This window comes from Cryobacterium sandaracinum (genome assembly GCF_004403415.1).
GTDB classification, from domain to species: domain Bacteria; phylum Actinomycetota; class Actinomycetes; order Actinomycetales; family Microbacteriaceae; genus Cryobacterium; species Cryobacterium sandaracinum.
Genome location: NZ_SOGO01000034.1, coordinates 53,822 through 80,095, shown reverse-complemented (window position 1 = coordinate 80,095; position 26,274 = coordinate 53,822). Strand labels below are relative to the sequence as shown.

The following is a 26,274-nucleotide window of genomic DNA, read 5'->3' as shown; positions in this document are numbered from 1 at the left end:
GGCCACGCCGGCCGTCGCGGGCCGCCCGAGCCGTGCCGGGGCCGATCGGGCCGGCGGCCCGGGCGCGGGAGGCGTCGGCGGCGTCGGAAATGAGGACGAGGAAACGTCGCGGCTGGCCATGTCGCCAGCTTAGATTTGCGGCCTGTGAGTCCTCCGCAACGGCCCGTGACGGCCGCGGTGATCGGGCATATCGTCCCCGTGTTCACGCTCAGCCGGAGGAGAGACCATGCTCGGTTCCGACCCGGCCGCCGGGCGCGGAGCGGATGCCCAGTGGAATAGGGCAGGATCGAAGGATCATGGCAACTCTCACCGCCCTCCCGCATGTCACCGATCCGGATGTGCTGTTCGAGGCCTTCGAAACGTGGGCGGGGGAGCAGGGTCTGTCCCTGTATCCCGCGCAGGAAGAGGCCCTGATCGAGATCGTCTCCGGGGCGAACCTGATCCTCAGCACCCCGACCGGCACCGGTAAGTCCCTGGTCGCCGTCGGTGCGCACTTCGCCGCGCTCTCGGCCGGCAAGCGCACCTTCTACACGGCGCCGATCAAGGCCCTCGTCAGCGAAAAGTTCTTCGCGCTGGTGGAGATCTTCGGCGCCGAGAACGTGGGCATGATGACGGGGGATTCCTCGGTCAACTCCGACGCCCCGATCATCTGCTGCACGGCGGAGATCCTGGCCAACCTCGCCCTGAGAAACGGTGAGGACACTCCCGTGGACCAGGTCGTGATGGACGAGTTCCACTTCTACGGCGACCCCGACCGCGGCTGGGCCTGGCAGGTGCCGCTGCTGCTCCTGCCCGGGGTGCAGTTCATCCTCATGTCGGCGACCCTCGGCGACGTCACGTTCATCGCCGACGACCTCTCGCGCCGCACCCGTCGGACCACCGCGGTCGTCACGGGCGTGGAGCGCCCGGTGCCGCTGCACTACTACTACGAGACCACGCCCGTGCATGAAACGGTGGAGGAGCTACTGAAGACCGGGCAGGCTCCGATCTACATCGTGCACTTCGCCCAGGCGGCCGCGCTCGAACGGGCTCAGGCCCTCAGCAGCGTCAAGGTCGCCACCAAGGAACAGAAGGAGGCGATCGCGGAGCTGATCGGCGAGTTCCGCTTCACCACGAGCTTCGGCAAGACCCTGTCCCGGCTGATCCGGATGGGCATTGGCGTGCACCACGCCGGCATGCTGCCCAAGTACCGCCGCCTGGTGGAGCAGCTTGCTCAGCGCGGCCTGCTCCGCGTCATCTGCGGCACCGATACCCTCGGCGTGGGCATCAACGTGCCGATCCGCACCGTGCTCTTCACCGCACTCACCAAGTACGACGGCGTCAAGATGCGCCAGCTCAACGCCCGCGAATTCCACCAGATCGCTGGCCGCGCGGGCCGGGCCGGCTACGACACGGCCGGCACCGTCGTCATCCAGGCGCCCGACCACGAAACCGATAACCTCAAGGCCATCGAGAAGGCCGGCGACGACCCCAAGAAGAAGCGCAAGATCATCCGCAAGAAGGCGCCCGAGGGTTTCGTGTCCTGGGGTGAGCCCTCGTTCCAGCGGCTCGTGGCGGCCGAGCCGGAAACGATGCACTCGAGCATGCAGATGACCGCGGCGATGCTGATCAATGTCATCGGGCGCGGCGGTGACGCGTTCACCCACGTCCACGACCTGATCTTCGACAACCACGAACCCTGGAATCGCCAGCTCGCGCACGCCCGGCGTGCCCTCGGGATCTACAAGACCCTGCGCGCGGCAGGGATCGTGGAGCAAAGCGCGGCCGGGGACATCCGTCTCACCGTCGACCTGCAGCCCAACTTCGCCCTCAACCAGCCACTGTCGCCGTTCGCGCTCGCCGCGTTCGACCTGCTCGACGCCGACCCCGATGTGGCCGGCCCCGGCAGCGGCCACTACGCCCTCGACATGATCTCCATCGTCGAGGCCACCCTCGACAACCCGCGCCCGGTGCTGATGGGCCAGCAGTTCGCGGCCCGCGGCGAGGCCGTGAACGCCATGAAACGCGAGGGCATCGAATACGACGAGCGGATGGCGCTGCTCGAGGAGATCACCTGGCCGAAGCCGCTCGAGGAGTTGCTGCACGTCACCTTCACCACCTACAAGGAATCCCAGCCGTGGATCGCCGACTTCGAGCTCAGCCCGAAGACGGTCGTGCGGGACATGTACGAGCGGGCCATGTCCTTCGGTGAGTTCGTGGCCTTCTACAAGCTCGCCCGCAGCGAGGGCGTCGTTCTCCGCTATCTCTCGGATGCGTACCGGGCCGCCCGGCAAACCATCCCCGACGACGCCAAGACTGAAGACCTGCTCGACCTGATCGAGTGGCTGGGCGAGCTGGTGCGCCAGGTCGACTCGAGCCTGCTCGACGAGTGGGAGGAACTCATCCACCCGGACCTTGCCGTGCACTCGGATGCTGCGCAGTCGGTGCTGCCGCCCGCGCCCCGCCGCCTGACCACCAATGCGCGTGCGTTCCGCATCCTGGTGCGCAACGAGCTCTTCCGCCGGGTGCAGCTGGCCGCGCTCGAGAACTATGACGCCCTGGGCGAGCTTGACCGGGAACACGGTTTCCACACGGATGCCTGGGTCGATGCCATGGACGGCTATTTCGCCGAGCACGGCGAGCTGCTGACCGGGGCGAATGCGCGCAGCGCAGACCTGATCATCTTCGACGAGGGCGCATCCGTCTGGACCGTGCGGCAGATATTCGACGACCCGGCGGGGGACCACGACTGGGGCATCAGTGCCACCGTCGACCTGGCCGACTCCGACGAGCTGGGCGCCGCCGTCGTGCGCGTCACCGGCGTCGACCGGCTGTAGCGGGCCGGGAGGAAGCCGCACCGGGAGTACCGTGGGAGCATGACGCAGTCGCCAGCATCCGTCGCCCCAATCCGCACCGGACTGATCGGGTTCGGCACGTCCGGACGCGTGTTCCACAGCCCGCTCCTCGGCGCGAACCCCGAGTTCTCGCTCGACCTGATCGTCACCCGCGACCCCGTGCGGCGCGAGCAGGCCGGTGAGCGTCACCCGGGGGTGCGCCTGATGTCGACCGCCGAGGACCTGTTCGCCGCCGCGGACGACCTGGACCTGGTCGTGATCGGCTCACCGTCGGGCACGCACGTCGAACTCGCCCACGCCGCCCTCGACGCCGGGCTCGCCGTGGTCGTCGACAAGCCCTTCGCGGTGACAACCCGGGAAGGCCGCGGCCTGATCGAGAAGGCCGTGAGCCTCGGCCTGCCGCTCACCGTGTTCCAGAACCGGCGCTGGGACGGCGACTTCCTCACCCTGCGCGGCGTAATCGCAGCGGGGGCGCTGGGCGATGTGCGCCGGTTCGAGTCCCGGTTCGAATGGTGGAAGCCGGAGCAGACCAAATCGTGGAAGGTCGGCGCGACCATCCAACAGGGCGGCGGGGTGCTCTTCGACCTCGGCGCCCACCTGATCGACCAGGCCCTGCAACTGTTCGGCCCGGTCGACGACGTCTACGCGGAGACCCTCATTCGACGCCCGGGTGGGGTCGCCGACGACGACACCTTCGTGGCGCTGCACCACGGGTCGGGGGTGCGCTCGCACCTGTGGATGAACGGGATCGCCGCCCAGGTCGGCCCGCGCTTCCACGTCCTCGGCTCCGAGGCGGGCTACACCAAGTGGGGCCTCGACGGCCAGGAGACCGCCCTCGAGGCGGGTGCCCGACCGACCGACCCGGGTTTCGGCGTCGACCCGGAGTCCGCCTGGGGCGTACTCGGACGGGACGGCGCGCTGACCCGGGTGCCGACCGAGCGCGGCAACTATGCGGCGTTCTACACCGGTCTGGCCGACGCGATCCTGCGTGGGGCTCCGATCCCGGTCGACCCGCGGGAGTCGCTGCGCACGATCACCCTGATCGAGCGCATCAACCTGCTGACGCACTAAGGCACGTGCGTCCCGGCCCCGCCGTTGCGGCGCACCCGGAAGGACGGAGCCGACTCCACCGGGTGGACGCTGTCCATCGCTAAGGGAGGGCCGTGCCCGGTGTCGAACCAATTCGACGGAGATCCTGCTGTAGAAGTGCGTTTTCGGCGTGACCGGGTGCGATCCGGCCACAATCTCCGCCGAATTCGTTCGCAACGGAGTTGTTGCAGGGCCGCCCCGACCGTCCCGCGAGAATGCTCTCCCGCGTGGATGGCGGTGCCATCCGGAGCGTCCGCTTCCGCGTCGGTCTCGGCCCGGAGAATCGTGGGAACCCCACTGCCGTGCCGCCCCGACGTTCGAGGCGTGTCACCACCTTGACGAGCCGGCTACCGGAGCCTTATCGAGAAGCTGGGGATGTACCCCTGAGCGCGCTACCCGGTGGTGGTCCAGTCGAGGTTGATCACATCCCGGATGTAGATATTCTCACCGAGACCCGACACCGACGGATTCATGCGCAACAGCTGCTGCACCGGTAGGTCGAACCGCTGCGCGATGGCGAAGAAGTCGTCGCCCTCCAACACGGAGTAGCTGGTCGGGGCGCCCGTACCATCGGTGACCGGGGCGCCGGTGGCCCCCGTACTGGCGCCAAGGTCGACGGCCGGGCCCTCGGGCAGCGGCTCCACGGGCACGGCCTCGGCGTTGGGCGTGATAGTCGGATTCGGCACAACCGGGGCATCGGGCTCAGGGGTCGGCGTGGGGGTGGGCGTGGGAGTCGCAGTGGGCGTCGGCGTGAGGGTAACCGTCGCGGTGACCACCGGAGCCGGGGCGCCGGCGCACCCGGCGAGGCCGAGCGGGAGCAGCAGCATGGCGGCCAGAGCGACCCGCGCCCGGACACGTGTGGTTGTCGGCCGCGCAGAATTCATCGGATGTCCCCCTCGAAGAAAGTTCCGTTCGTGCCCCCGAGCGGATGCGTCCAGTTTAGGGCGCAAGTGGCGATGTCAGCACTCGATCACGTTGACGGCGAGGCCACCCTCACTGGTCTCCTTGTACTTGGTCGACATGTCCAGGCCGGTCTGGCGCATGGTTTCGATCACGGCGTCGAGGGAGACGAGGTGCGTGCCGTCGCCGTGCAGGGCCAGCCGGGCCGCCGACACGGCGGTCGACGCGGCGATGGCGTTGCGCTCGATGCACGGCACCTGCACGAGCCCGCCGACGGGGTCGCAGGTGAGGCCCAGGTGGTGCTCCATCGCGATCTCGGCCGCGTTCTCCACCTGCCGCGGCGTGCCGCCGAGAACGGCGCAGAGTGCGCCGGACGCCATGGCGCAAGCGGAGCCGACCTCGGCCTGGCAGCCGCCCTCCGCCCCGGAGATGGAGGCGTTGGCCTTTACGAGCGAACCGATGGCGACGGCGGTGAGCAGATAGCGACGGATTCCCGCGGCATCCGCCCCGGGCACGAAGCGCAGGTAGTAGTGGCCGACCGCGGGGATGATGCCGGCCGCGCCGTTGGTGGGGGCGGTGACCACGCGGCCGCCGGAGGCGTTCTCCTCGTTGACGGCGAGGGCGAATGCATGCAGCCATTCGGTCGAGGTATCGCGTTCACGCAACGGCAGCCGGTCATATTCCTCTAGCTGCATGCGCACGGCCGCCGCGCGGCGCTTGACCTGAAGGCCGCCGGGGAGGGTGCCGGTGGCCTCGAGCCCTGACTCCACGCAGTCGCTCATGGCGTTCCAAATCGCGTCGAGGCCGACGTCGAGCGCCTCGGCCCCGTGGATCGTCTCCTCGTTGGCGCGGGCGATGTCGCAGATTGCGACGGCGTAGAGGTCGCAGAGGGCGAGGAGTTCGGCGCTGGAGGAGTACTGCCGCGGCTGTGGCACGGCCCTGCTTGGGCCGAACGGGTCGCCGTCGCGCCGGATGAAGCCGCCGCCGATCGAGTACCAGGTCTCCTCGAGCAGGGGAACGGCGTCGTGCCCCCAGGCCGTGAGGGTCAGCGCGTTGGGGTGGCCGGGCAGCCGGGTGCGCGCCTCGAAGGCCACGTCATCCTTTCGCACGGGGATGGCATGGCTGCCGCCGAGCATCAGCACGGCGTCGTCGGCCAGGCCGGACCAGGCGAAGCGCACGTCATCCGGGTCGCAGGTCTCGGGGCGGAGCCCGGAGAGGCCGGCCAGGACTGCGTCGGGCGTGCCGTGGCCGAGTCCGGTCGAGCCGAGCGAGCCGTAGAGCGAGCAGCCGATTCGGGCCACGTCGGCGAGCAGACCGGCATCGCGTAGGTGGTCGGCGAAGGTGAGCGCCGCCCGCATCGGGCCCACCGTGTGGGAGCTGGAGGGGCCGATGCCGATGGAGAAGAGGTCGAGTGCCGACACATACGCAGTCATCCGACCAGCGTAACCGTGCCACGGCGGAGAGCCGGGGCGAAACGCATGAGCCGAGACGAACTTGACAGAACCTCGAATGAGTACAGACTAGCTGGCAGAGCGCGAGCTCCTGCGCTGTCGTTGGCCAACTCAAAGGGTCCGATGATGAAGTTTCCCCGAACGCTGTCAGTCGTGTGTCTGGCCGTCGCCGCCACCCTTCTGGTCGGCCTGCCTCCCTCCCACGCGGCCGTTACCGTGGTGGCGGTTGTGGATGTGGCGGATACGTATACGGGGTCGTCGGCGCCTCTGTCGGAGAATGGGTTGAGTGCGTCGCTGGCTGTGTATGGCACGCCGGATACGACGTCGGTGTTGCGGTTTGTGCTGCCGGCTGCCCCGGCGGGACAGGTGTTGACTGAGGCGTCGCTGCGGGTGCGTACGACGACGATCACCTCGGCGGGGTCGGCGAATGCGGCGCAGGTGCGGTTGGCTTCTGACGGGTGGGCCGAGACGGGTACGTTCTATGCGAATCGGCCGACGTTGTCGGGTCCGGTTCTGGGCACGTTGCCCGGGGGCACGTTGCGGAGTGAGAGTTATGACATCGCCCTGACGGCGTCGGCGTTGGCAGGGGTGACCGGGTCGACGACGTTGGCGATCGTGGGCACGGGCTCGGACAGTCTGTGGTTGTGGTCGCGCCAGGCGTCCGCGTCGTTGCGGCCGGTGTTGAACCTCACCTATTCGAGCGTCGCGTCCCCGGATGTGACGGCCCCGACTGTTCCGGCCGGGCTGGGGGCCACGGTGACCGACGGGTCGGTCGGGTTGGCCTGGCAGGCGTCGACGGATGACGTCGGTGTGGTCGGGTATGGCGTGCACCGGTCCGAGTCGGCCGGGTTCGTGCCGGATGTCTCGACTCGGATAGCCACCGTCACCGGTCTGAGGTACACGGATGCCGCCCGGCCGGCCGGAACCTGGTACTACCGGGTCACCGCCGCCGATGCCGCCGGGAATACCAGCGCCGGCTCCGCCACGGCCACCGCGGTGGTTCAAGCGCCGCCGCCTCCGCCGCCCGCACCGGCGACCCAGGTGGCGGTTGTGGATGTGGCGGATACGTATACGGGGTCGTCGGCGCCTCTGTCGGAGAATGGGTTGAGTGCGTCGCTGGCTGTGTATGGCACGCCGGATACGACGTCGGTGTTGCGGTTTGTGCTGCCGGCTGCCCCGGCGGGACAGGTGTTGACTGAGGCGTCGCTGCGGGTGCGTACGACGACGATCACCTCGGCGGGGTCGGCGAATGCGGCGCAGGTGCGGTTGGCTTCTGACGGGTGGGCCGAGACGGGTACGTTCTACGCGAATCGGCCGACGTTGTCGGGTCCGGTTCTGGGCACGTTGCCCGGGGGCACGTTGCGGAGTGAGAGTTATGACATCGCCCTGACGGCGTCGGCGTTGGCAGGGGTGACCGGGTCGACGACGTTGGCGATCGTGGGCACGGGCTCGGACAGTCTGTGGTTGTGGTCGCGCCAGGCGTCCGCGTCGTTGCGGCCGGTGTTGAACCTCACCTATTCGAGCGTCGCGTCCCCGGATGTGACGGCCCCGACTGTTCCGGCCGGGCTGGGGGCCACGGTGACGGACGGGTCGGTCGGGTTGGCCTGGCAGGCGTCGACGGATGACGTCGGTGTGGTCGGGTATGGCGTGCACCGGTCCGAGTCGGCCGGGTTCGTGCCGGATGTCTCGACTCGGATAGCCACCGTCACCGGTCTGAGGTACACGGATGCCGCCCGGCCGGCCGGAACCTGGTACTACCGGGTCACCGCCGCCGATGCCGCCGGGAATACCAGCGCCGGCTCCGCCACGGCCACCGCGGTGGTCACGGCCGGCGCGGCGGCCACGGTCATGGCCGTCGGCGACCTGGCCTGCGCCTCGGGCACAGCGACGTCATCCGTGGCGTGCCGGCACGGCGAGGTCGCCGGGCTGATCACCGCCGCCGCACCAGACCGATTCATCGCTCTGGGCGACCTGCAGTATCAGGAAGCCACCCTCAGCCAGTTTCTGGGCGCGGGCGCCTACAACGACACCTTCGGGCCGCTCAAGCCGATCACCCTCCCGGCGCTCGGCAATCACGAATACTACGGCGGAACCACCGGGTACTTCGATTACTTCTACGGCACCGGCGTCGCCTTCGGCCCCTACGGCTCGCGCCCCGACGGCTACTACGCGACCTCGATCGGGTCGTGGACCGTCATCGTGCTGAACACGGAATGCGACGCAGGCGGGGTGACCGGAGGATGCGGAGCGGACAGCCCGCAGTATGTCTGGCTGCAGAACCAACTCACCGCGGCGCCGACCCAGTGCACCCTCGTCGCAGGGCATCGACCTCGCTGGTCGACCGGTTCCAACCACGGTTCGTATCCGGCGCTGTCGCCGCTCTGGGACCTGATGGCGACGAACGGCGTCGACGTCTATCTGGGGGCTCACAACCATGTGAGCGAGATCTTCAAACCCATCGGCGTCTCCGGTGCCGGGGCGACACCTTCCCAGAGCCCCACCGGGATCCGCTCCTTCACCGCCGGTGGTGGCGGCGTGAACCAGCAACCGCTCAGCGCCAACACAGACCCGTTGCTCAGCGCGATGGAGGCCCGCAGTCGAGCGGCGTTCGGGCCGTTGCAGCTCACCCTCAACGCCGATTCGTATTCGTGGCAGTTCCTGCCGATTTCGGGGATGACCTTCACCAATGACGGCACCACCGGTGCATTCAGCGGCACCGACAGCTGCCACTAGGTGCATAGGCCAGCTAAAACCCTCCCGCGGCCTCCGGCTCAGTAGCGCTGCACGGCCAGGAAGGCGAGGCCGGCGATCAGCGTCCACGAGGTCAGACCCACGCGGAGGGTTTTGCCCCCGGTGCGCCGGATGGAGCGGAGGTTCACGGCGGCGCCGAGCCCGGATAGTGCGATCGCGAGCAGGTAGGTTTCACGGTGTCCGCGCTGGGGCTCGGTCAGCGGATGGTTTTGCGCGCCGTGATCTGGCCGGTGTCGAACCCGAGGAGGTGGAGCCCGCCGTGGAACCGGGCGTGCTCGATCTTGATGCAGCGGTCCATCACCACGGTGAGGCCCTTCGACTCGGCGTACTCGGCGGCTTCCTGGTTCCAGATGCCGAGTTGCACCCAGACGGTGGGGGCTCCGATAGCGAGCACCTCGTCGATCACGGCGGGGATGTCTCCGGCCCGACGGAAGACGTCGACGATATCGGGTACCTCGGGCAGCGACGCGAGGCTGGGGTACGCCGTCTCGCCGAGAATGGTCTTCGCGTTCGGGTTGACGAAGTACACCCGGTAGTCGCTCGACTGCTGCAGGTAGGTGCCCACGAAGTAACTGGAGCGGGCCGGGTTCGGCGACGCGCCGACGATGGCGATCGACTTCGCCGCCCGCAGGATCTTCAGCCGGGCCTTGGCGTCGGGACCCTCCCAGGTGCGCTGGGAATTCAACAGCTTCGCGAGGGGGGAACCGGTGGGAACCGAGCAGCTGAGCCCGTTGGCGAGGTGCACGGTGTCGTGCAGGGCGGCATCTGTGGCCGGGGCGGCGTCGATGTTCAGGTGGTGACCGCTCATTTGGCGCCCGCAATCCGGCCGAGGGCCTGGTCGAGGTCGTAAATGATGTCCTCGACGTCTTCGATGCCCACGCTGATGCGCACGAGGCCGGGCAGCACGCCGGCGTCGACGAGCTGGGTCTCGTTCAACTGCGCGTGGGTGGTGGAGGCCGGGTGGATGACCAGGGTCTTGGCGTCGCCGATGTTGGCGAGGTGGCTGGCCAGATCGACCGATTCGATGAAGGTGCGCCCGGCGTCGCGGCCGCCTGTGACGCCGAAGCTGAAGACCGATCCGGGGCCCTTCGGCAGGTACTTGAGGCCGCGTTCGTAGTGCGGGTGCGCCGGCAGCCCGGCCCAGTTGACGAAGTCGATCCTGGGATCGGCGTCGAGCCATTCGGCCACCGCGCGCGCGTTGTCCACGTGCGCCTGCATGCGGAACGGCAGTGTCTCGACGCCCTGGGCCAGCAGAAACGCGGAGTGCGGGGAGAGGGCCGGCCCGATGTCGCGCAGCTGCTCGGCCCGCAGCCGGGTGAGGAAGGCGTACTCGCCGAAGTTGCCGGCCCACTCGAGGCCGCCGTAGCTGGGCACCGGTTCGCTGAACAGCGGGAATTTGTCACTGTGCCAGTCGAAGCGTCCGCTCTCGACGACGACGCCGCCGAGCGTGGTGCCGTGACCACCGAGGAACTTGGTGGCGGAGTGGATCACGATGTCGGCGCCCCACTCGATCGGCCGGGTCAGGTAGGGCGTGGCGATGGTCGAGTCGATCACCAGGGGGATCCCGGCCGCGTGGGCGACGGCGGCGAGCCCCTCGATGTCGGCGACCTCCCCGGACGGGTTGGCCACGGTCTCGGCGAAGATCAACTTGGTCTTCTCGGTGATCGCGGCGGCGTAGTCGGCCGAGTTCGCGCTGCGCACGAACGTCGTCTCGATGCCGAAGCGCCGCAGCGTCACGTCGAGCTGGGTGATCGAGCCGCCATAGAGGTTCGCGCTGGAGACGATGTGGTCGCCCGAGCCCGCGAGGCTGGCAAAGGTGATGTACTGCGCGGAGAGGCCGCTGGCGGTGGCGACGGCGCCGAGCCCGCCCTCGAGGCTGGCCACGCGCTCCTCGAAGGCCGCCACGGTCGGGTTCGACAGGCGCGAGTAGACGTTGCCGTACTTCTGCAGGGCGAAGCGGGCGGCGGCATCCTCGGTGTCATCGAAAACGAACGCGCTGGTCTGGTAGATCGGCAGGGCCCGAGCGCCGGTGACGGCGTCGGGGATGTTACCTGCGTGGATTGCCCGGGTCGTGAAACCGTACTCGCGATCTGCCATGGCCTTACGTTAGCGATGATCGGCGGGCGGCTCAGGGTGGACGCGTAACAGTACGAAACGGGTGGCGCCCGACCCGGCAGAACCCGTGCGCGCCAGTGCTGCCCGGTCGGGCAGGATAAGGGCATGGAAGAGCGCGTGGAGACGGTCGTCATCGGCGGCGGGGCAATGGGGTCGGCGACGGCCTGGCAGCTGGCGCGTCGGGGCCGGCCGGTCACCGTGCTGGAGCGGTTCATGCCCGGGCACCTCAACGGCGCCTCGCACGGCGCCTCCCGCAATTTCAACACCGCCTACGCCGAACCTACCTACGTGGCGATGCTTGCCGAGGCGCTGTCGCTCTGGCGCGAGCTGGAAGCCGAGACGCAGAGCACACTCCTGCGTCAGGTCGGCGTCGTCAATCACGGGGCGAATCCGTCGTTCGACCGAGTGGCGGCAATGCTGGCCCGGGTGGGCCTGGGCGCCGAGTTCCTCGCCCCGGAGGCCGCAGCCGAACGCTGGCCGGGCATCCGCTTCGACGGTCGGGTGCTGTTCGCCCCCGACGCCGGCCGGGTGAACGCGGATGCCGCGGTGACCGCCCTGCAGGCCGCCTTGCAGACCGCCGGGGCCGACGTGCGGCACGGCATCCGCGTGCAGCGCCTGGAGGTGCAGGGCGACGACCGGGTGCGGGTGACCCACGAGGCCGGCACGATCATCGCCCGCCGGGCCGTCGTCACGGTCGGCGCGTGGACCAGCGCCCTGCTGGCCGGGGTGATCCCGATGCCGCGCCTCACGGTGACGCAGGAGCAGCCGGCGCACTTCGCCTTGCGCGACGCCTCCCCGGCCGCCGCCGCACACGCCGAGACCGAGTGGCCCGGCTTCAACCATGCGCCCGCCTGGTCCGACCCGCGCTACGGATACTGGTACTCGCCGGTCTACGGCATGTACACGCCCGGCCAGGGGATCAAGGCCGGCTGGCACGGCGTGGGTCCCAGCACCGACCCGGATGCGCGCAGCTTCCAGCCCGAGCCCGTTCAGCTGGCTGCCCTGGCGCGCTATGTGCGCGAATGGCTGCCCGGCGCCGACCCCGACACGCTCGACCCGGTCAGTTGCACCTACACGACCACGGCCGACGAGGACTTCGTGCTCGACCGGGTGGGCCCCGTGATCGTGGGGGCCGGCTTTAGCGGCCACGGCTTCAAGTTCACGCCGACGGTCGGGCGAATCCTCGCCGACCTGACCACGGGCACCGCAGCCGCTCCGCCGCGGTTCGCCCTGAACCGGGCGCCGAACGCCGCGGCCGGGGGCTGGCTCTCCCGCCGCTGAGCGCCACCTCGCTGTTCGGCGTCGAACCAATTCGACGGAGATTCTGCTCTGAAAGCGCATTTTCGGCCTGATTGGGTGCGATTCGGGCAAAATCTCCGTCGAATTCGTTCGGGACGGAGCCGCTGACACCGGCTCAGGGCAGCTGCACGGCGGCGAGGGCGAGGGTGGCGATCAACGTCCAGGAGGTCAGACCCACGAGGAGGGCCCTGCCTCCGGTGCGCAGGATGGAACCGAGGTTCACGGCGGCGCCGAGCCCGAAGAGCGCGGCCGCGAGCAGGTAGGTCTGCACGGTGTCCGCGCCGGCCAACACGGCGTCCGGCAGCGGGGCGAACGTGCGCACGAGAACGGCGGCCAGGAAACCGGCCACGAACAGGGGCACGAGCGGCGGGCGGGACACGGGGGCATCCGTCACCGTGGCGACGCGCGTCTCGCGGCGGCGCTCGCCGACGGCGATGACGGCGACGATCGGCGCGAGTAGCAGCACCCGGGTGAGCTTCACGACGACGGCCACGGCCAGCGCGGCGGGCCCGGCGATCTGCGCGGTCGCGACGACCTGGCCGACGTCGTGCACGCCGGCGCCAACCCAGTGCCCGAACTGCAGATCGGTCAGACCGAGCGGATGCCACAGCACCGGCAGCACCGCGATGGCCAGCGTGCCGCAGAGGGTGACCAGGGCGATCGGGGTGGCGGTGTCGACATCCTTCGCCTTGACCACTCCGCTCATCGCGCCGATCGCGGACGCCCCGCAGATGGAGAAGCCGGTGGCGATCAGGATCGGCTGGCGGCCGGGCAGGCGAACCGTGCGCCCGAGCCAGTAGGTGCCGACGAAGGTGAGCAGCACGATCAGGACGGTGGTCATGATGGTCACCCAGCCCAGGCCCAGGATGTCCACCAGGCTCAGCTTCAGGCCGAGCAGCACGATGCCGATGCGCATGAACCGGGTGGCCGCGAGCTTCAGGCCCGGGGAAAGGACTCCCGTCAACGCACGGTGGGCGACCGGGAGATTACCGGCGACGATTCCGAAGGTGACAGCGAGCGTGAGCAGCGGCAGGGCAGGGAAGACCGCGTGGGCGATTCCGGCGAGCAGCGCGGCCGCGGCCGCGACCAGCACACCGGGCAGCCACATTGCACCGAGTTTACGGCCATCTTTGCCCGCGGCGGGCCTGGTACCCGTCGCCGACCCGTGAGAAAAGCCCCTCTCCCGCACGGGGACAGGGGCTTTGCTCACGGCTCGTCGGAGTGCTGCAGCCGATCTACCGGTGGTGGAAACGGGCGACCATCGGGCAGTCGAACGGGTCGCGGGCGCCGAGCCCGACCTTGTTCAGGTAAGCGATGACGATGCCGTAGGACTCGAAGAGCGACGTCTCCGTGTAAAGGATGTTGTGCGTCTTGCAGTATTCCTTGGTGATCTCCTGGGCCTTGCGCAGGTGCGGCCGGGCCATGTTCGGGAAGAGGTGGTGCTCGACCTGATAGTTGAGCCCGCCCATGAACGTGTCCATGAACGTGCCGCCGCGGATGTTGCGGGAGGTGAGCACCTGGCGGCGGAGGAAGTCCACTTTGCTCTCGTGGGGGAGCTGCGGCATGCCCTTGTGGTTTGGCGCGAAGGACGCCCCCATGTAGACACCGAAGACGGCCAGCTGCACGCCGATGAACGCGAACGCCATGCCGACGGGGAGGAAGTAGAAAATCGCGGCGACGTAGAGCACGATGCGGGTGGTCAGCATACTGATCTCGAGCCAGCGCTTGTCGACCTTCTTCTTGCCGAAGACGGTTTTAAAACCCTGCACGTGCAGGTTGAATCCTTCGGCCATCAGGAGCGGGAAGAAGAGATAGCCCTGCTTGCGCGTGACGAACGAGCCGAGCCAGCTGACCTTCGCTGCGTCCTCTTCCCGAAAGACGATGAAGTCGGGGGCGATGTCCGGGTCCTTGCCGATGACGTTCGGATTGGCGTGGTGACGACTGTGCTTGTTCATCCACCAGGCGTAGCTGATGCCGACGAACAGGTTGGCGAGGATGCGCCCGGCGCGGTCATTCGCGCGACCGCCCTCGAACACTTGGCGGTGCGACGCCTCGTGGGCGAGGAACGCGTACTGGGTGAGGATGATGCCGAGCACGCCCGCGACGATGAGCTGGTACCAGCTGTCGCCGAGCAGCACGAACGCGATCCCGGTTCCCAGGGTGGCGAGCACGAGCATGGAGAAGACGAACCAGTAGAAACCGGTGGCGCGCTTCAGAAGTCCAAGGTTGCGCACGGTGTGCAGCAGCGATGAATACTCGGTGGTGGGGTTTTTCGAATCGCCACCCGGGCGGGTCTTGACAATGCGCACCGTGGGTGCGGCAACAACTTCCGACATGAGGCCTTTGGTTTGTATCCGGACTTCTCAGTCGGTGATGGAGCAGACACTCGTAAAACAGATACCTACATTCTATGGGCCGGTCCCCTTGGAGACGGGTGCTTTCACACCGCTTTCCCAGTCGGCATATGCCCACAGAGGCATATAAGTGGCTTCCGGTTTCCCGGAAAAGCACGTGAAAGTCAGCGCCAGCTGGGAAGCCAGATGTGCAGTTGCCAGAACGTAAACGGGGTCTGGATGCCCGTCCAGAGCGGGTAGAAATACGCGCTGAGGAGCGCGGCCGCCACCAGGAAGCCCAGCACGACCCAGCCTGCCCGGGGGAGCAGAACGCCGATCACGAAAGTGAGGCCGAGGAGCAGGTAGGGCTCGAACGCGATCGTGTAGAACTGGAAGACCGTGCGGTTCAGGTACATCAGCCAGGGCAGGTAGCCGGCGACCAGCCCCATCAGGATCAGGCCGACCTGCCACTCGCGGTAGCGCGCCAGGCGATACACCAGGTAGAAGGCCGCCGCCGTGGCCGCCCACCAGATCATCGGATTCGCAATGCCGGTGATCGCCTCGGAGCAGGTGGCGACGTCGCATCCGTTCTCGCCCAGAGCGGAGCCGCGGTAGTACATGCTTGTCGGGCGGCTCATGAACAGCCAGGTCAACGGGTTCGCCTGATACGGATGCGGCGTGGAGAGCCCGACGTGATAGGTGTAAGCCGCCACCTGGTAGTGCCAGAAGCTTTGCACCGAGTCGGGAATCCAGGCGAGGGCGCCGGTCCACGCGGCATCCGGCGTAGTGGCCCAGTCGCGGTAGTAGCCTCCCCGGGTGACGAACCAGCCGGTCCAGGAGGCCAGGTAGGTGGCGACGGCCACCGGCACGATCAGCAGGAAGGTCGCCGGTGCCTGCTTGAGCACGGCGGCGCTGAACCAGAACGGGAGCCCTGCGCGGCGCCGGGCGAGGGCGTCGACGAGAACAAGGTAGACGCCGAAGGCGGCGAGGAAGTAGATGCCCGACCACTTGACGCTGCAGGCGAGCCCGAAGGCAAGGCCGGCCGCGAGCAGCCAGGGCCGCCGCCACAGGGTCGGCCCCCAGCCCGGCTCCCGCCCGGCCTCACGCGCCTGGACCAGGCGGGCAGACAGCCTGGTGGCGTGCCGGTCCCGGTCGAGCAGCACAGCGCCAAACCCGAGAAGGGCGAAGAACATTACGGAGTTGTCCAGCAGGGCCACGCGCGACATCACGATGGCGTTGCCGTCGATGGCGAAAAGGAACCCGGCGATCACGGCCAGCACGGTCGACGCGAACAGCTTCTTCGCGATCAACATCAGCAGCACGACCGCCAGCACACCGATCAGGGCGGTGGCGATCCGCCAGCCCCAGCTGTGTTCGGGGCCGACGACAGCCATACCCAGTGCGATCAGCCACTTGCCGAGCGGCGGATGCACCACGAACGACGGGTCGGACAGGAAGACATCGGTCTGCCCGGCGGCGAAGAGGGCGTCCGCCCCCTCGGGCCAGGTCGACTCGTAGCCGAGGTTGTTGAGAGTCCAGGCGTCTTTCACATAGAAGGTTTCGTCGAACACCAGCCCGTGCGGCACGCCGAGATTCCAGAGTCGCAGCACCGCCGCGAGCAGGGTCACCGCCAGCGGCCCGGCCCAGAAGAAAACGCGGCTTGTCACGAACACGTGACCATCGTAGTGATCCGTGGCTGCGAGACTGGGACCATGATCCTCCTGGCTGCCACCCCGATCGGAAACCTGGGCGACGCGTCAAAGCGTCTGATCGAGGCGCTCGGCACGATGACGATTATCGCCGCCGAGGACACCCGGGTCACCGTGCACCTGCTCAAGGCCCTGGGCATCGAGAACCGCCCGCGGCTGATCAGCCTGCACGACCACAACGAGCGCGGCAAGGCGGCCGAACTCGTCGAACTCGCCCGCGACACCGACATCCTGGTGCTCAGCGACGCAGGGATGCCGACGGTATCCGACCCGGGTTTCCACCTGGTGGATGCCGCGGTGGCGGCCGGCGTCGTCGTGTCGGTGTTGCCCGGGCCGTCGGCCGTGCTCGCCGCGCTCGCCGTGTCCGGGCTGCCGACGGACCGGTTCACCTTCGAGGGGTTCCTGCCCCGCAAGCACGGCGACCGGGTTTCGGCCCTCCGCGAGGTGGCCGCGGAGCGGCGCACAATGGTTTTTTTCGAATCGCCCAACCGGCTGGCGGCCTCCCTCACCGATCTGGCTGCGGTGTTCGGGGCCGGGCGCCGCGTCGTGGTCTGCCGTGAGCTGACCAAATTTTACGAGGAAGTGAAGCGCGGTACAGCGACCGAGCTGGCTGAGTGGGCTGCCGGCGGGGTCAAGGGCGAGATCGCCATTGTGGTCGCCGGGGCGGAGGCACGCGTGCTGGATCTGGAGACCGGGGTGGTCGAGGTGCTCGCGCTGGTGGAGTCGGGCATCCGTCTGAAGGATGCGGCCGCCGACGTGTCCGCCGCCACCGGGCTCGGTAAGCGCGCCCTCTACGAGGCGGCGCTGGAGCGCAAGACGGGCAAGCCCGCCGCGGCCCGCGCGGACTTCCAGGCTCTGCCTCTGCCCTGACAGGAGTTCGCGGCCGGGGGGCACGACGGCGCGATCGTGCTCAGCAGATCCCGTGGACTACCCGCACCAAAAGGTGCACGGCCTGGACGTGCGGGAGTCCCTCGCCCTCCGGGACGCCCCGAACCGGACCCGGGCCCGGCCGCGCGGCAGGTGCTGCCGCCCGACTTCGGCCCACGCACCACGACGAACGCGGCACAAGGTAACACGGCCAGCGTCATCCGCTGCTCCTAATAGGATGAGAGCATGTCCGACGGCTCATCTTTTTACATCACCACGCCCATTTTCTACGTGAATGATGTCCCCCACATCGGGCACGCCTATACCGAGGTGGCTGCCGACGTGCTCGCACGCTGGCACCGGCAGTCCGGCGAGGATGCCTGGCTGCTCACCGGAACGGACGAGCACGGGCAGAAGATCCTGCGCACCGCGACCGCCAACGGCGTCACGCCGAAGGAGTGGGCCGACCGTCTGGTCGAAACCGCCTGGAAGCCGCTGCTGAAGACGGTCGACATCCGAAACGACGACTTCATCCGCACCACCGATGTGCGCCACGAAGTGAACGCGCAGAAGTTCCTGCAGCACCTCTACGACTCCGGCCACATCTACACCGGCGAGTACGAGGGCTTCTACTGCGTCGGCTGCGAGGAGTACAAGCAGCCGAGCGACCTCATCGATGGGGTCGGCGAGTACGCCGGGCAGCAGGTCTGCGCCATCCACTCCATCCCCTGCGAGCTGTTGCACGAGAAGAACTACTTCTTTCGGATGAGCACGTTCGCCGACCAGCTCCTCGCCCTGTACGAGGAGAACCCGAACTTCGTACAGCCCGCGTCGGCGCGCAACGAGGTAATATCCTTCGTCAAGCAGGGCCTCAGCGACCTGTCGATCTCCCGCTCCAGTTTCGACTGGGGCATCAAGGTGCCCTGGGACGACAGCCACGTCGTCTACGTCTGGTTCGACGCCCTGCTCAACTACATCACCGCCGCCGGCTACGGCCACGACGACGAGAAGTTCAGCCGCCTCTGGCCGGCGACGCACGTCGTGGGCAAAGATATTTTGCGTTTCCACGCCGTCATCTGGCCTGCAATGCTCCTCGCCGCGGGCATCGAGGTGCCTCGGCAGGTCTTCGGGCACGGCTGGTTGCTCGTGGGCGGCGAGAAGATGAGCAAGTCCAAGCTCACCGGCATCGCCCCAAACCAGATCACGGATACGTTCGGCTCCGACGCCTTCCGCTATTACTTCATGCGCGCGATCAGCTTCGGCCAGGACGGCTCCTTCTCCTGGGAAGACCTGTCCGCCCGGTACCAGTCCGAGCTGGCCAACGGCTTCGGCAACCTCGCCTCCCGCGTGATCGCCATGGTCGTGCGCTATTGCGACGGCGAGATCCCCGTCGCCGGCGACTTCAGCGAGGCCGACGAGCTCATTCGCGGCACCGAGAAGCGGGTGACGGATGCCGCCACACTGGCCATCGGACACCTCGCCATCCACGACGCCATCGCCGCGATTTGGGAACTGGTCGACGAGCTCAACGGCTACATCACCGCCCAGGAGCCGTGGTCGCTCGCGAAGGACCCGGCCGACCGGGACCGACTCGAAGCCGTGCTGGTCACCGCCGTGCGCGGACTGGGCACGCTCGCCGTGCTGCTCTCGCCGGTCGTACCGCAGGCCACGGCGAAGCTCTGGACCGCCCTCGGCGGCATCGGCCTGGTCACCGACCAGCGCATCGACCGGGCCTGGGAGTGGACCGGCGGCCCACGGGTCTCCCCGCTCGAGGCGCTTTTCCCGCGCATCGAGGCCACGGTTGGCTGACGAGCCCGGGCCCGAAGCCGGCCCCGTGCGCCAGCGCGAAAAAGGTGCCGGCCGGGACCTGAGCTACCCGCCGCTGCCCGACCCGCTCGTCGTGCCGGTCTACGACAACCACACCCACTTGGAGATCGCCGACGGTGAGCAGTCGCTCAGCGTGGCCGAGCAGCTCGACCGCGCGTCCAGCGTCGGCGTGCGCGGCGTCATCCAGGTCGGCGGCGACCTGGAGACCTCGCGCTGGTCGGCCGCGATGGCCGCCCGGGAGCCGCGCATGCTCGCGGCCGTCGCCATCCACCCCAACGAGGCCCCGGTCTACGAGGCCGCCGGCACCCTCGACGACGCCCTGGCTGAGATCGCCGAGCTGGCGACGCGCCCGCGCGTGGTCGCCATCGGGGAGACCGGACTGGACTTTTTCCGCACCGGCCCCGAAGGACACGCCAGCCAGCTCCGCTCCTTCGAGGCGCACATCGACATCGCCAAGCAGAACGGCCTCGCGCTGCAGATCCACGACCGCGACGCCCACGCCGCGGTGATCGAGACCCTGCTGCGGGTCGGCGCGCCCGATCGCACCGTCTTCCACTGCTTCTCCGGCGACGTCGAGATGGCCCGCATCCTCGCCGACAACGGCTGGTACCTCTCGTTCGCGGGAACCGTGACCTTCAAGAACGCCCAGAATCTGCGGGAGGCCCTGGCCGCGGTGCCGCGCCGGCTGCTGCTGGTCGAGACGGATGCCCCGTTCCTCACCCCCGCACCCTTCCGCGGCCGCCCGAACGCGCCGTACCTGCTGCCGCACACCCTGCGCGTCATGGCCGACCACCTAGAAACGGAGGCCACCATTCTCGCCACCCAGATTTCGTCCAACACCGAACTCGTCTACGGGCGGTGGGACGCCGAACCGGTGACGGTCACCGAGCCAGAGCCCGACACGAGCTGGGTCGGAGGCCTCGCATGACCCCGCCCCGCCACGGCTACGCTCCCGGAGACGAACCCGAGGCCGGCACCCGACCCGTCAGCGACGAAGTCACCGGCGGCCGGCATGCCGCGCCGGCCGCCGTGCCGGAGCCGGCATCCGCTGTCGAAACGGATGCCGAGCCCGCGGATCCCGCTGCAGCACCCGCTGCTGCTCCAGCCGCCGCTCCCGGCGCACGGTCCCTCCTCGGCCCCGCCGAGATCCGCGACCTGGCCGAGATGCTGGGCGTCAACCCCACCAAGAAGCTCGGCCAGAACTTCGTCATCGACGGCAACACCGTGCGCCGCATCGTCAGGGTCGCAACCGTCTCACCCGGCGACACTGTGCTGGAGGTGGGCCCCGGGCTGGGATCCCTCACGCTGGGGCTGCTCGAGACCGGCGCGACCGTCGTGGCCGTGGAGATCGATGACCGGCTCGCCGAGCAGCTGCCGCTGACGGTCGAGCTGATGCATCCCGGCGCGCCGCTCACCGTCATCCGCAACGACGCGCTCAAGATCATGGAACTGCCCGGCGATCCGAGCCGCCTCGTGGCGAACCTGCCGTATAACGTGTCGGTGCCGGTGCTGCTCTTCCTGCTGGAGCACTTTGCCTCCATCCGGGCCGGAGTGGTCATGGTGCAGGCCGAAGTGGGGGAGCGCCTCGCGGCGCCATCCGGTAGCAAGGTCTACGGCAGCCCGAGCGTCAAGGCCGCCTGGTACGGGGCATTCCGCACCGCCGGCAAGGTCAGCCGCCAGGTGTTCTGGCCGGTTCCCGGCGTCGATTCGATCCTGATCGCCTTCGAACGACGCGCCCGGCCGCTCGAATCCGAGGAATTGCGCCGCGCCACCTTCGCCCTCGTCGATGCCGCGTTCCAGCAGCGCCGCAAAATGCTGCGCCAGTCGTTGTCCTCCGTTCTCGGTGACCCATCGAGTGCCACCGAGATCATGACGCACGCCGGAATCGACCCTACCGAGCGCGGCGAGCAGCTCACGGTCGAGGACTTCCTGGCGATCGCCCGCGCCCAGCTCGCCGCACACTGACGCGTGCCGCCGCGGGGCAGTCGCGAGTGTGCGGCTGGGCTAGGTTAGTCACATGACCAACCCGGCCCCTTCCCCCGTGGTGCATGCGCGGGCGCCCGGCAAGATCAACGTTTGCCTCAAGGTCGGTGCGGTCCTCGAAGACGGGTACCACGAGGTGGCCACCGCCTACCAGGCCGTGTCACTGTTCGAAGACGTGCGCGCTTGGCCGGCCGACGACTTCTCGGTCGTGTTCACCGGCACCATAGATGCCTCGGGTCTCGCCGTCGACGGCAGCAACCTCGCCATCAAGGCCGCGCGCGCCCTGGCCCGCAAGGCCGGCTATCGCGGGGGAGTGCGCCTCTCGATCGAGAAGAACGTGCCCATCGCCGGCGGCATGGGTGGTGGGTCGGCGGATGCCGCGGCCACCCTCCTCGCTTGCGACACCCTGTGGGGAACCGACGCCACCCGCGACGACCTCATCGAGATCGCCGCGACCCTCGGCGCTGACGTCCCGTTCGCCTTCACCGGCGGCACCGCCATCGGCACCGGGCGCGGCGACCAGCTCAGCCCAGCCCTGGCCAAGGGGCAGTTCCACTGGGTGCTCGCCCTCGCCGACTTCGGCCTCTCGACCCCCGGCGTCTACAACGAGCTCGACCGCCACCGCGAACGCCACGCCCAGGACATCTTCCCAGCCCAGATCCAGCCCTCCGTCGACACCAACGTGCTGCAGGCGCTTCGGGCCGGCGACCCGCGGATGCTGGCCGAGGCGCTGCACAACGACCTGCAGGCCCCCGCGCTGCACCTAGCCCCCGGCCTGGGCAAGGTGCTCGAGTTGGGCGAGGCGAACGGCGCCCTGGCCGGCCTGCTCTCCGGCTCCGGCCCGACCGTGGCCTTCCTGGTCGCTGATGCCGACAGCGCCCTCGAACTGCAGGTCGCGCTGAGCGCGTCCCGGCTGCGCGTGGTGCGCGCCACCGGGCCGGTGCACGGGGCCCGGATCATCCACGACTAGCCCCCCGTTTTGCCGCAACTGTGGCCCGGTCGGACATCTGTTGCCGGTGTGCCGGCAACAGATGTCCGATTCGGCAACAGTCAGGCCACCGGGTGCGAAACCGGGGCGCGCGGGCCTCTCAGCCGCGCCAGCTAAACTCGAAAGCTATGGCACATTTGCTCGGGGCCGAGTCCCTGCACCTTGAATTTCCCACCCGCGTTATTTTTGACAGCGTCACCGCCGGTCTCAACGAAGGCGACCGGATCGGCGTCGTCGGCCGCAACGGCGACGGCAAGTCCACCCTGATGCGCCTGCTCGCCGGCCGGATGGAACCCGACGCGGGCCGCGTCACGCGCCGGCGCGGCGTCACCATCGGCATGCTCGACCAGTCCGACGACCTCGCTTCGGGCCAGACCGTGGGCCACACCATCGTCGGCGGCATCGACGAGCACGTCTGGGCGGGCGACGCCAAGGTGCGCGACGTGATTGCGGGACTCGTGCGGGACATCCCCTGGGACGCCCTTGTCGACGACCTCTCCGGTGGCCAGCGCCGCCGGGTGGCTCTGGCCTCCGTGCTGATCGGTGACCACGACGTCATCTTCCTCGACGAGCCCACCAACCACCTCGACGTGGAGGGCATCTCCTGGCTGGCCGGTCACCTGAAGACCCGCTGGGCCACGAACTCCGGCGGCCTGGTGGTCGTCACCCACGACCGGTGGTTCCTCGATGAGGTCTGCAACATGACCTGGGAGGTGCACGACCGCCTGATCGAACCGTTCGAGGGTGGCTACGCCGCCTACATCCTGCAGCGCGTCGAACGCGACCGGATGAGCGCGGCCTCCGAATCCAAGCGCCAGAACCTGATGAAGAAGGAACTGGCCTGGCTGCGGCGCGGAGCCCCCGCCCGCACCGCGAAGCCCAAGTTCCGCATCGACGCCGCGAACGAGCTGATCGAGAACGAGCCGCCGCCCCGCGACACCGTGTCGATGCAGTCGATGGCCATGCAGCGCCTGGGCAAGGATGTCGTCGACCTGATCGACATCGGCGTGAAGTTCGGCGAGAAGACCGTGCTGAACGACATCACCTGGCGCATCGCACCAGGTGAGCGCACCGGCATCATGGGCGTCAACGGCGCCGGCAAAAGCACGCTCCTGAACCTGGTGGCCGGCACACTTCTGCCCACCACGGGCACCGTCAAGCGCGGCAAGACCATCAAGGTCGCCGTTCTCACCCAGCAGCTGTTCGAACTCGACGACATCCAGAACGACCGCGTCAGCGAGGTCATCGGCCGTCAGAAGACGTCGTACATGGCCGGCGGCAAGGAAATCACGCCCGGCCAGATGCTCGAGCGCATGGGTTTCATGAGCGCCCAGCTGACCACCCAGGTCAAGGATCTCTCCGGTGGCCAGAAGCGCCGCCTGCAGCTGCTGCTGATCGTGCTCGACGAGCCCAATGTGCTTATCCTCGACGAGCCCACCAACGACCTGGACACCGACATGCTCGCGGCCATGGAAGACCTGCTCGACTCCTTTCCCGGCACCCTCCTCGTGGTCTCGCACGACCGGTACCTGATCGAGCGCGTCACCGACAACCAGTACGCGGTCACCGAGGGCGGCTTCCGCCACCTTCCCGGCGGTGTGGACCAGTACCTCGAGATGCGCAAGAAGCAGACGAGCGGCATTGACAAGCCCGCCGAGGCGAACGCGGCGAACACCTCCGGCGGGAAGGCGTCGCGCAAGCTCGCCATCGGTGGCGCCGACCTCCGCAACGCGCAGAAGGAACTCGCCTCCATCGATCGCAAGGTCGCCAAGCAGAACGCGCGGATCGCGGCCCTGCACGAGAGCCTCGCCGTGCACGACCAGTCCGACTTCGACGGCCTCGGCGTGCTCAGCACCGAATTGCAGACGCTCGAGTCCGCCATCGCCGGCTTCGAAACCCGCTGGATCGAACTCTCTGAGTTGATCGAGGGCTGAAGTCGCAGATGCTGTGACCGCGTGTGACGTTGGCGCGCACGCGGCGCAGCATCTCCCGTTAGCCTTGTAACGTGCCTCGCGACGCAGCGGCACAGACTCCCACCCCTCTTTGTCCCGTGGTCCCTCTGTGCCCGAAATCGCGCCGGCACCCACCGCCGTCCAGACGGCACCGAAGCCAACAAGGGGAACCCCATCGTGAACAAGAAACTGCTCGCCGCTCTCGCGGTCGTACCGCTCGTCGCCCTGCTCGCCGGTTGCTCCGGTGCGGCCGCCGACGAGACCGTGAAGATCGGCGTCGTCGGCGCCAGCGACCCATACTGGGCCGTCTACGAGAAAGCCGCGGCGGATGCCGGCATCACCGTCGACATCGTCGACTTCACCGAGTTCGGGCAGCCGAACCCGGCCCTGTCTGCCGGCGAGCTCGACCTGAACCAGTTCCAGCACATCGTCTACCTCGCCGAGTACAACGTGGCCAGCAAAGAAGACCTCGCGCCGGTCGGCGCCACCGCGATCTACCCGCTCGCCCTGTACTCGACCCAGTATGACGACGTCAGCAAAATCAAGAAGGGCGACACCGTCGCTGTGCCGAACGATGCCAGCAACCTGGCTCGCGCGTTGCTCGTACTGCAGTCGGCGAAGCTGATTACGCTCTCCGACGGTGGCAGCATCTACTCGACCCTCGACGATATCGATAAGAAAAAGTCCAAGGTCACCGTGACCGCGCTCGAGGCCTCGCTCACCGCCACGTCGCTTCCCGACGTCGCCGCCGCGATCATCAACAACGACTTCGTCGAGAAGGCCGGTTTGAAGGTTGAGGATGCCCTCGCCCAGGACGATCCCGCCGACCCCAACGCGCTCCCGTACGTGAACGTTTTCGCGGCCCGCGCAAAGGACAAGGACAACGCCACCTACCAGAAGCTGGTCGAGATCTACCAGACCACGAAGGCCGTTCAGGATGGCGTGATCGACGTGTCCGCCGGTTCCGCGGTGATGGTCAAGACCCCGGTCGCCGACCTCGAGGCCTCCCTCGCCACGGTCGAGAAGGACACCATAGCCCAGAGGTAGCGCCGCCCGACCTCAGCCCAGCACAGCCGCACAGTCCGGCGCCACGCCAGTCAGTAAGGACGTCCCATGCCTGCCCCCACCTCCGTTGTCGAACTGCGTGACGTGAGCAAGGTGTACCTGCCCACGACCCGGGGCGGGGCCGAGGTCGTCGCCATCGACAAGGTCAGCCTCACGATCGACGCCGGGGATGTCTACGGCATCATCGGTTATTCGGGGGCAGGCAAGAGCACCCTGGTGCGGCTTGTGAACGCCCTCGAACGGTCGACGTCGGGCGAGATCCTGATCAACGGCACCGACATCGCCCGCCTGCCCGAGCGGGAGCTGCGCCCGGTGCGGCTGGGCATCGGGATGATCTTCCAGCAGTTCAACCTTCTGGGGTCACGCTCCGTCGCGGCGAACGTCGCATACCCGCTCGAGGTGGCCGGACAATCGAAGGAGACGCGCCGGGCCCGGGTCGCCGAGATGCTCGACTTCGTCGGGCTCGGCGACAAGGCGGGCGCCTATCCCGACCAGCTCTCCGGCGGTCAGAAGCAGCGCGTGGGCATCGCACGGGCCTTAGCCAGCCAGCCGGGCATCCTGCTCGCCGACGAGGCCACCAGCGCCCTCGACCCGGAGACCACCTCCGAGGTTCTGGACCTGCTCGGGCGGGTGAATAAGGAATTCGGGGTCACCATTATCGTGATCACGCACGAGATGGATGTCATCCAGACCCTGGCGACGAAGGTCGCCGTGATGGACCAGGGCCGGGTGATCGAGCGCGGCGACGTGTTCGACGTGTTCTCGAACCCGCAGCAGGCGGCCTCCGCCCGGTTCGTCTCGACTGTTGTCAAGGGTCTCCCTTCTTCGTCGGAACTCGCCGTGCTGCGGCGGCGTCACCCGGGCCGCCTCGTCACGCTGGCGTTCCGCGACAGCAGCGTCGATCAGGCCCGCGTGTTCGGCGAGTTCGTCTCCGCCGGCGTCACCTTCGAGGTCGTCTACGGCGGCATCAACGAGATCCAGGGCCGGTCGTTCGGACACCTGACGCTGGCACTGGCCACGCCGGGGGCGACGGATGCCGCGGCCGACGCCGCCATCGACGCCGCGCTCGACCGGGTGCGAACCCTCACGACCGTGACCGAGGTGCGCTGAG

At 68.4% G+C, this 26,274-nt stretch carries 19 protein-coding genes; 12 read left to right on the top strand and 7 right to left on the bottom strand.

The features are described 5' to 3' along the window. The first annotated feature begins 296 nt into the window (after positions 1-296). Positions 297-2,816, top strand: coding sequence for a DEAD/DEAH box helicase (locus tag E3T25_RS12540; protein ID WP_241980852.1), 2,520 nt, complete (start codon positions 297-299; stop codon positions 2,814-2,816). Positions 2,817-2,855: 39 nt separating this feature from the next. After that, the gene (locus E3T25_RS12535) at positions 2,856-3,905 is read left to right on the top strand and encodes a Gfo/Idh/MocA family protein (RefSeq protein WP_104169377.1); all 1,050 of its coding nucleotides are present in this window, start codon (positions 2,856-2,858) and stop codon (positions 3,903-3,905) included. A 410-nt stretch (positions 3,906-4,315) separates the two neighbouring features. On the opposite strand, the gene E3T25_RS12530 is transcribed toward E3T25_RS12535, so the two are convergent. Further along, on the bottom strand, positions 4,316-4,807 hold the full coding sequence (locus E3T25_RS12530) for a LysM peptidoglycan-binding domain-containing protein (RefSeq protein WP_104193611.1): 492 nt from the start codon (positions 4,805-4,807) through the stop codon (positions 4,316-4,318). A gap of 75 nt (positions 4,808-4,882) precedes the next feature. After that, positions 4,883-6,256, bottom strand: coding sequence for an L-serine ammonia-lyase (locus E3T25_RS12525; RefSeq protein ID WP_134374576.1), 1,374 nt, complete (start codon positions 6,254-6,256; stop codon positions 4,883-4,885). Between the two features lie 144 nt (positions 6,257-6,400). On the opposite strand from E3T25_RS12525, the gene E3T25_RS12520 reads away from it, so the two are divergent. Continuing rightward, positions 6,401-9,007, top strand: a complete 2,607-nt coding sequence (locus E3T25_RS12520) for a CBM96 family carbohydrate-binding protein (protein WP_166786007.1) — start codon at positions 6,401-6,403, stop codon at positions 9,005-9,007. A gap of 214 nt (positions 9,008-9,221) precedes the next feature. Here E3T25_RS12520 and E3T25_RS12515 read toward each other — a convergent pair whose 3' ends face one another. Both E3T25_RS12515 and E3T25_RS12510 read right to left on the bottom strand, forming a co-directional pair. Continuing rightward, positions 9,222-9,833, bottom strand: coding sequence for a CoA-binding protein (locus tag E3T25_RS12515; protein WP_134374572.1), 612 nt, complete (start codon positions 9,831-9,833; stop codon positions 9,222-9,224). Continuing rightward, complete coding sequence (locus E3T25_RS12510) at positions 9,830-11,122, bottom strand: O-acetylhomoserine aminocarboxypropyltransferase/cysteine synthase family protein (RefSeq protein WP_134374570.1); 1,293 nt, start codon at positions 11,120-11,122, stop codon at positions 9,830-9,832. The genes E3T25_RS12515 and E3T25_RS12510 overlap by 4 nt, the downstream gene beginning before the upstream one ends. A 123-nt stretch (positions 11,123-11,245) precedes the next feature. Between E3T25_RS12510 and E3T25_RS12505 the strand changes: the two genes are divergently transcribed. After that, positions 11,246-12,421, top strand: a complete 1,176-nt coding sequence (locus tag E3T25_RS12505; protein WP_134374568.1) for an FAD-dependent oxidoreductase — start codon at positions 11,246-11,248, stop codon at positions 12,419-12,421. A gap of 133 nt (positions 12,422-12,554) precedes the next feature. Here E3T25_RS12505 and E3T25_RS12500 read toward each other — a convergent pair whose 3' ends face one another. From E3T25_RS12500 to E3T25_RS12490, 3 genes are all read right to left on the bottom strand, one after another. Beyond that, the gene (locus E3T25_RS12500; protein ID WP_104169382.1) at positions 12,555-13,547 is read right to left on the bottom strand and encodes a YeiH family protein; all 993 of its coding nucleotides are present in this window, start codon (positions 13,545-13,547) and stop codon (positions 12,555-12,557) included. A gap of 127 nt (positions 13,548-13,674) precedes the next feature. Further along, on the bottom strand, positions 13,675-14,775 hold the full coding sequence (locus E3T25_RS12495; RefSeq protein WP_134374566.1) for a fatty acid desaturase family protein: 1,101 nt from the start codon (positions 14,773-14,775) through the stop codon (positions 13,675-13,677). A gap of 182 nt (positions 14,776-14,957) precedes the next feature. Further along, complete coding sequence (locus E3T25_RS12490) at positions 14,958-16,445, bottom strand: dolichyl-phosphate-mannose--protein mannosyltransferase (RefSeq protein WP_134374564.1); 1,488 nt, start codon at positions 16,443-16,445, stop codon at positions 14,958-14,960. A 39-nt stretch (positions 16,446-16,484) separates the two neighbouring features. Here E3T25_RS12490 and rsmI point away from each other — a divergent pair, with 39 nt between their 5' ends. From rsmI to E3T25_RS12450, 8 genes are all read left to right on the top strand, one after another. Next, positions 16,485-17,351 (top strand): 16S rRNA (cytidine(1402)-2'-O)-methyltransferase, encoded by an 867-nt coding sequence (gene rsmI, locus E3T25_RS12485; RefSeq protein ID WP_104100887.1) that lies wholly within the window; start codon positions 16,485-16,487, stop codon positions 17,349-17,351. 243 nt (positions 17,352-17,594) lie between these two features. Continuing rightward, on the top strand, positions 17,595-19,157 hold the full coding sequence (gene metG / locus E3T25_RS12480) for a methionine--tRNA ligase (protein WP_134374562.1): 1,563 nt from the start codon (positions 17,595-17,597) through the stop codon (positions 19,155-19,157). After that, positions 19,150-20,103 carry a TatD family hydrolase gene (locus tag E3T25_RS12475; protein ID WP_233191385.1) on the top strand — a complete coding sequence of 318 codons (954 nt, stop codon included), beginning with the start codon at positions 19,150-19,152 and terminating at the stop codon, positions 20,101-20,103. The genes metG and E3T25_RS12475 overlap by 8 nt, the downstream gene beginning before the upstream one ends. Before the next feature lie 236 nt (positions 20,104-20,339). After that, entirely contained in the window at positions 20,340-21,140 is an 801-nt protein-coding gene (rsmA, locus tag E3T25_RS12470) for a 16S rRNA (adenine(1518)-N(6)/adenine(1519)-N(6))-dimethyltransferase RsmA (protein WP_241980855.1), read from the top strand. Between the two features lie 52 nt (positions 21,141-21,192). Further along, positions 21,193-22,128, top strand: coding sequence for a 4-(cytidine 5'-diphospho)-2-C-methyl-D-erythritol kinase (locus E3T25_RS12465; RefSeq protein ID WP_104100807.1), 936 nt, complete (start codon positions 21,193-21,195; stop codon positions 22,126-22,128). Between the two features lie 146 nt (positions 22,129-22,274). Beyond that, positions 22,275-24,080 carry an ABC-F family ATP-binding cassette domain-containing protein gene (locus E3T25_RS12460; RefSeq protein WP_134374558.1) on the top strand — a complete coding sequence of 602 codons (1,806 nt, stop codon included), beginning with the start codon at positions 22,275-22,277 and terminating at the stop codon, positions 24,078-24,080. A 195-nt stretch (positions 24,081-24,275) separates the two neighbouring features. Then, a complete protein-coding gene (locus E3T25_RS12455; RefSeq protein WP_134374556.1) occupies positions 24,276-25,145 on the top strand; it encodes a MetQ/NlpA family ABC transporter substrate-binding protein in 870 nt (289 codons plus the stop codon). Between the two features lie 66 nt (positions 25,146-25,211). After that, positions 25,212-26,273, top strand: a complete 1,062-nt coding sequence (locus tag E3T25_RS12450) for a methionine ABC transporter ATP-binding protein (protein ID WP_134374554.1) — start codon at positions 25,212-25,214, stop codon at positions 26,271-26,273. Position 26,274: the final 1 nt, after the last annotated feature.

What these genes read in the sequence shown, in the direction of transcription:
- E3T25_RS12450 (WP_134374554.1), top strand. Translation starts at nt 25,212, where the DNA reads ATGCCTGCCCCCACCTCCGTTGTCGAACTGCGTGACGTGAGCAAGGTG.
- E3T25_RS12525 (WP_134374576.1), bottom strand. Translation starts at nt 6,256, where the DNA reads ATGACTGCGTATGTGTCGGCACTCGACCTCTTCTCCATCGGCATCGGC.
- E3T25_RS12505 (WP_134374568.1), top strand. Translation starts at nt 11,246, where the DNA reads ATGGAAGAGCGCGTGGAGACGGTCGTCATCGGCGGCGGGGCAATGGGG.
- E3T25_RS12510 (WP_134374570.1), bottom strand. Translation starts at nt 11,122, where the DNA reads ATGGCAGATCGCGAGTACGGTTTCACGACCCGGGCAATCCACGCAGGT.
- E3T25_RS12500 (WP_104169382.1), bottom strand. Translation starts at nt 13,547, where the DNA reads ATGTGGCTGCCCGGTGTGCTGGTCGCGGCCGCGGCCGCGCTGCTCGCC.
- E3T25_RS12535 (WP_104169377.1), top strand. Translation starts at nt 2,856, where the DNA reads ATGACGCAGTCGCCAGCATCCGTCGCCCCAATCCGCACCGGACTGATC.
- metG (WP_134374562.1), top strand. Translation starts at nt 17,595, where the DNA reads ATGTCCGACGGCTCATCTTTTTACATCACCACGCCCATTTTCTACGTG.
- E3T25_RS12495 (WP_134374566.1), bottom strand. Translation starts at nt 14,775, where the DNA reads ATGTCGGAAGTTGTTGCCGCACCCACGGTGCGCATTGTCAAGACCCGC.
- E3T25_RS12540 (WP_241980852.1), top strand. Translation starts at nt 297, where the DNA reads ATGGCAACTCTCACCGCCCTCCCGCATGTCACCGATCCGGATGTGCTG.
- E3T25_RS12530 (WP_104193611.1), bottom strand. Translation starts at nt 4,807, where the DNA reads ATGAATTCTGCGCGGCCGACAACCACACGTGTCCGGGCGCGGGTCGCT.
- rsmA (WP_241980855.1), top strand. Translation starts at nt 20,340, where the DNA reads ATGCTGGGCGTCAACCCCACCAAGAAGCTCGGCCAGAACTTCGTCATC.
- E3T25_RS12520 (WP_166786007.1), top strand. Translation starts at nt 6,401, where the DNA reads ATGAAGTTTCCCCGAACGCTGTCAGTCGTGTGTCTGGCCGTCGCCGCC.
- rsmI (WP_104100887.1), top strand. Translation starts at nt 16,485, where the DNA reads ATGATCCTCCTGGCTGCCACCCCGATCGGAAACCTGGGCGACGCGTCA.
- E3T25_RS12465 (WP_104100807.1), top strand. Translation starts at nt 21,193, where the DNA reads ATGACCAACCCGGCCCCTTCCCCCGTGGTGCATGCGCGGGCGCCCGGC.
- E3T25_RS12460 (WP_134374558.1), top strand. Translation starts at nt 22,275, where the DNA reads ATGGCACATTTGCTCGGGGCCGAGTCCCTGCACCTTGAATTTCCCACC.
- E3T25_RS12515 (WP_134374572.1), bottom strand. Translation starts at nt 9,833, where the DNA reads ATGAGCGGTCACCACCTGAACATCGACGCCGCCCCGGCCACAGATGCC.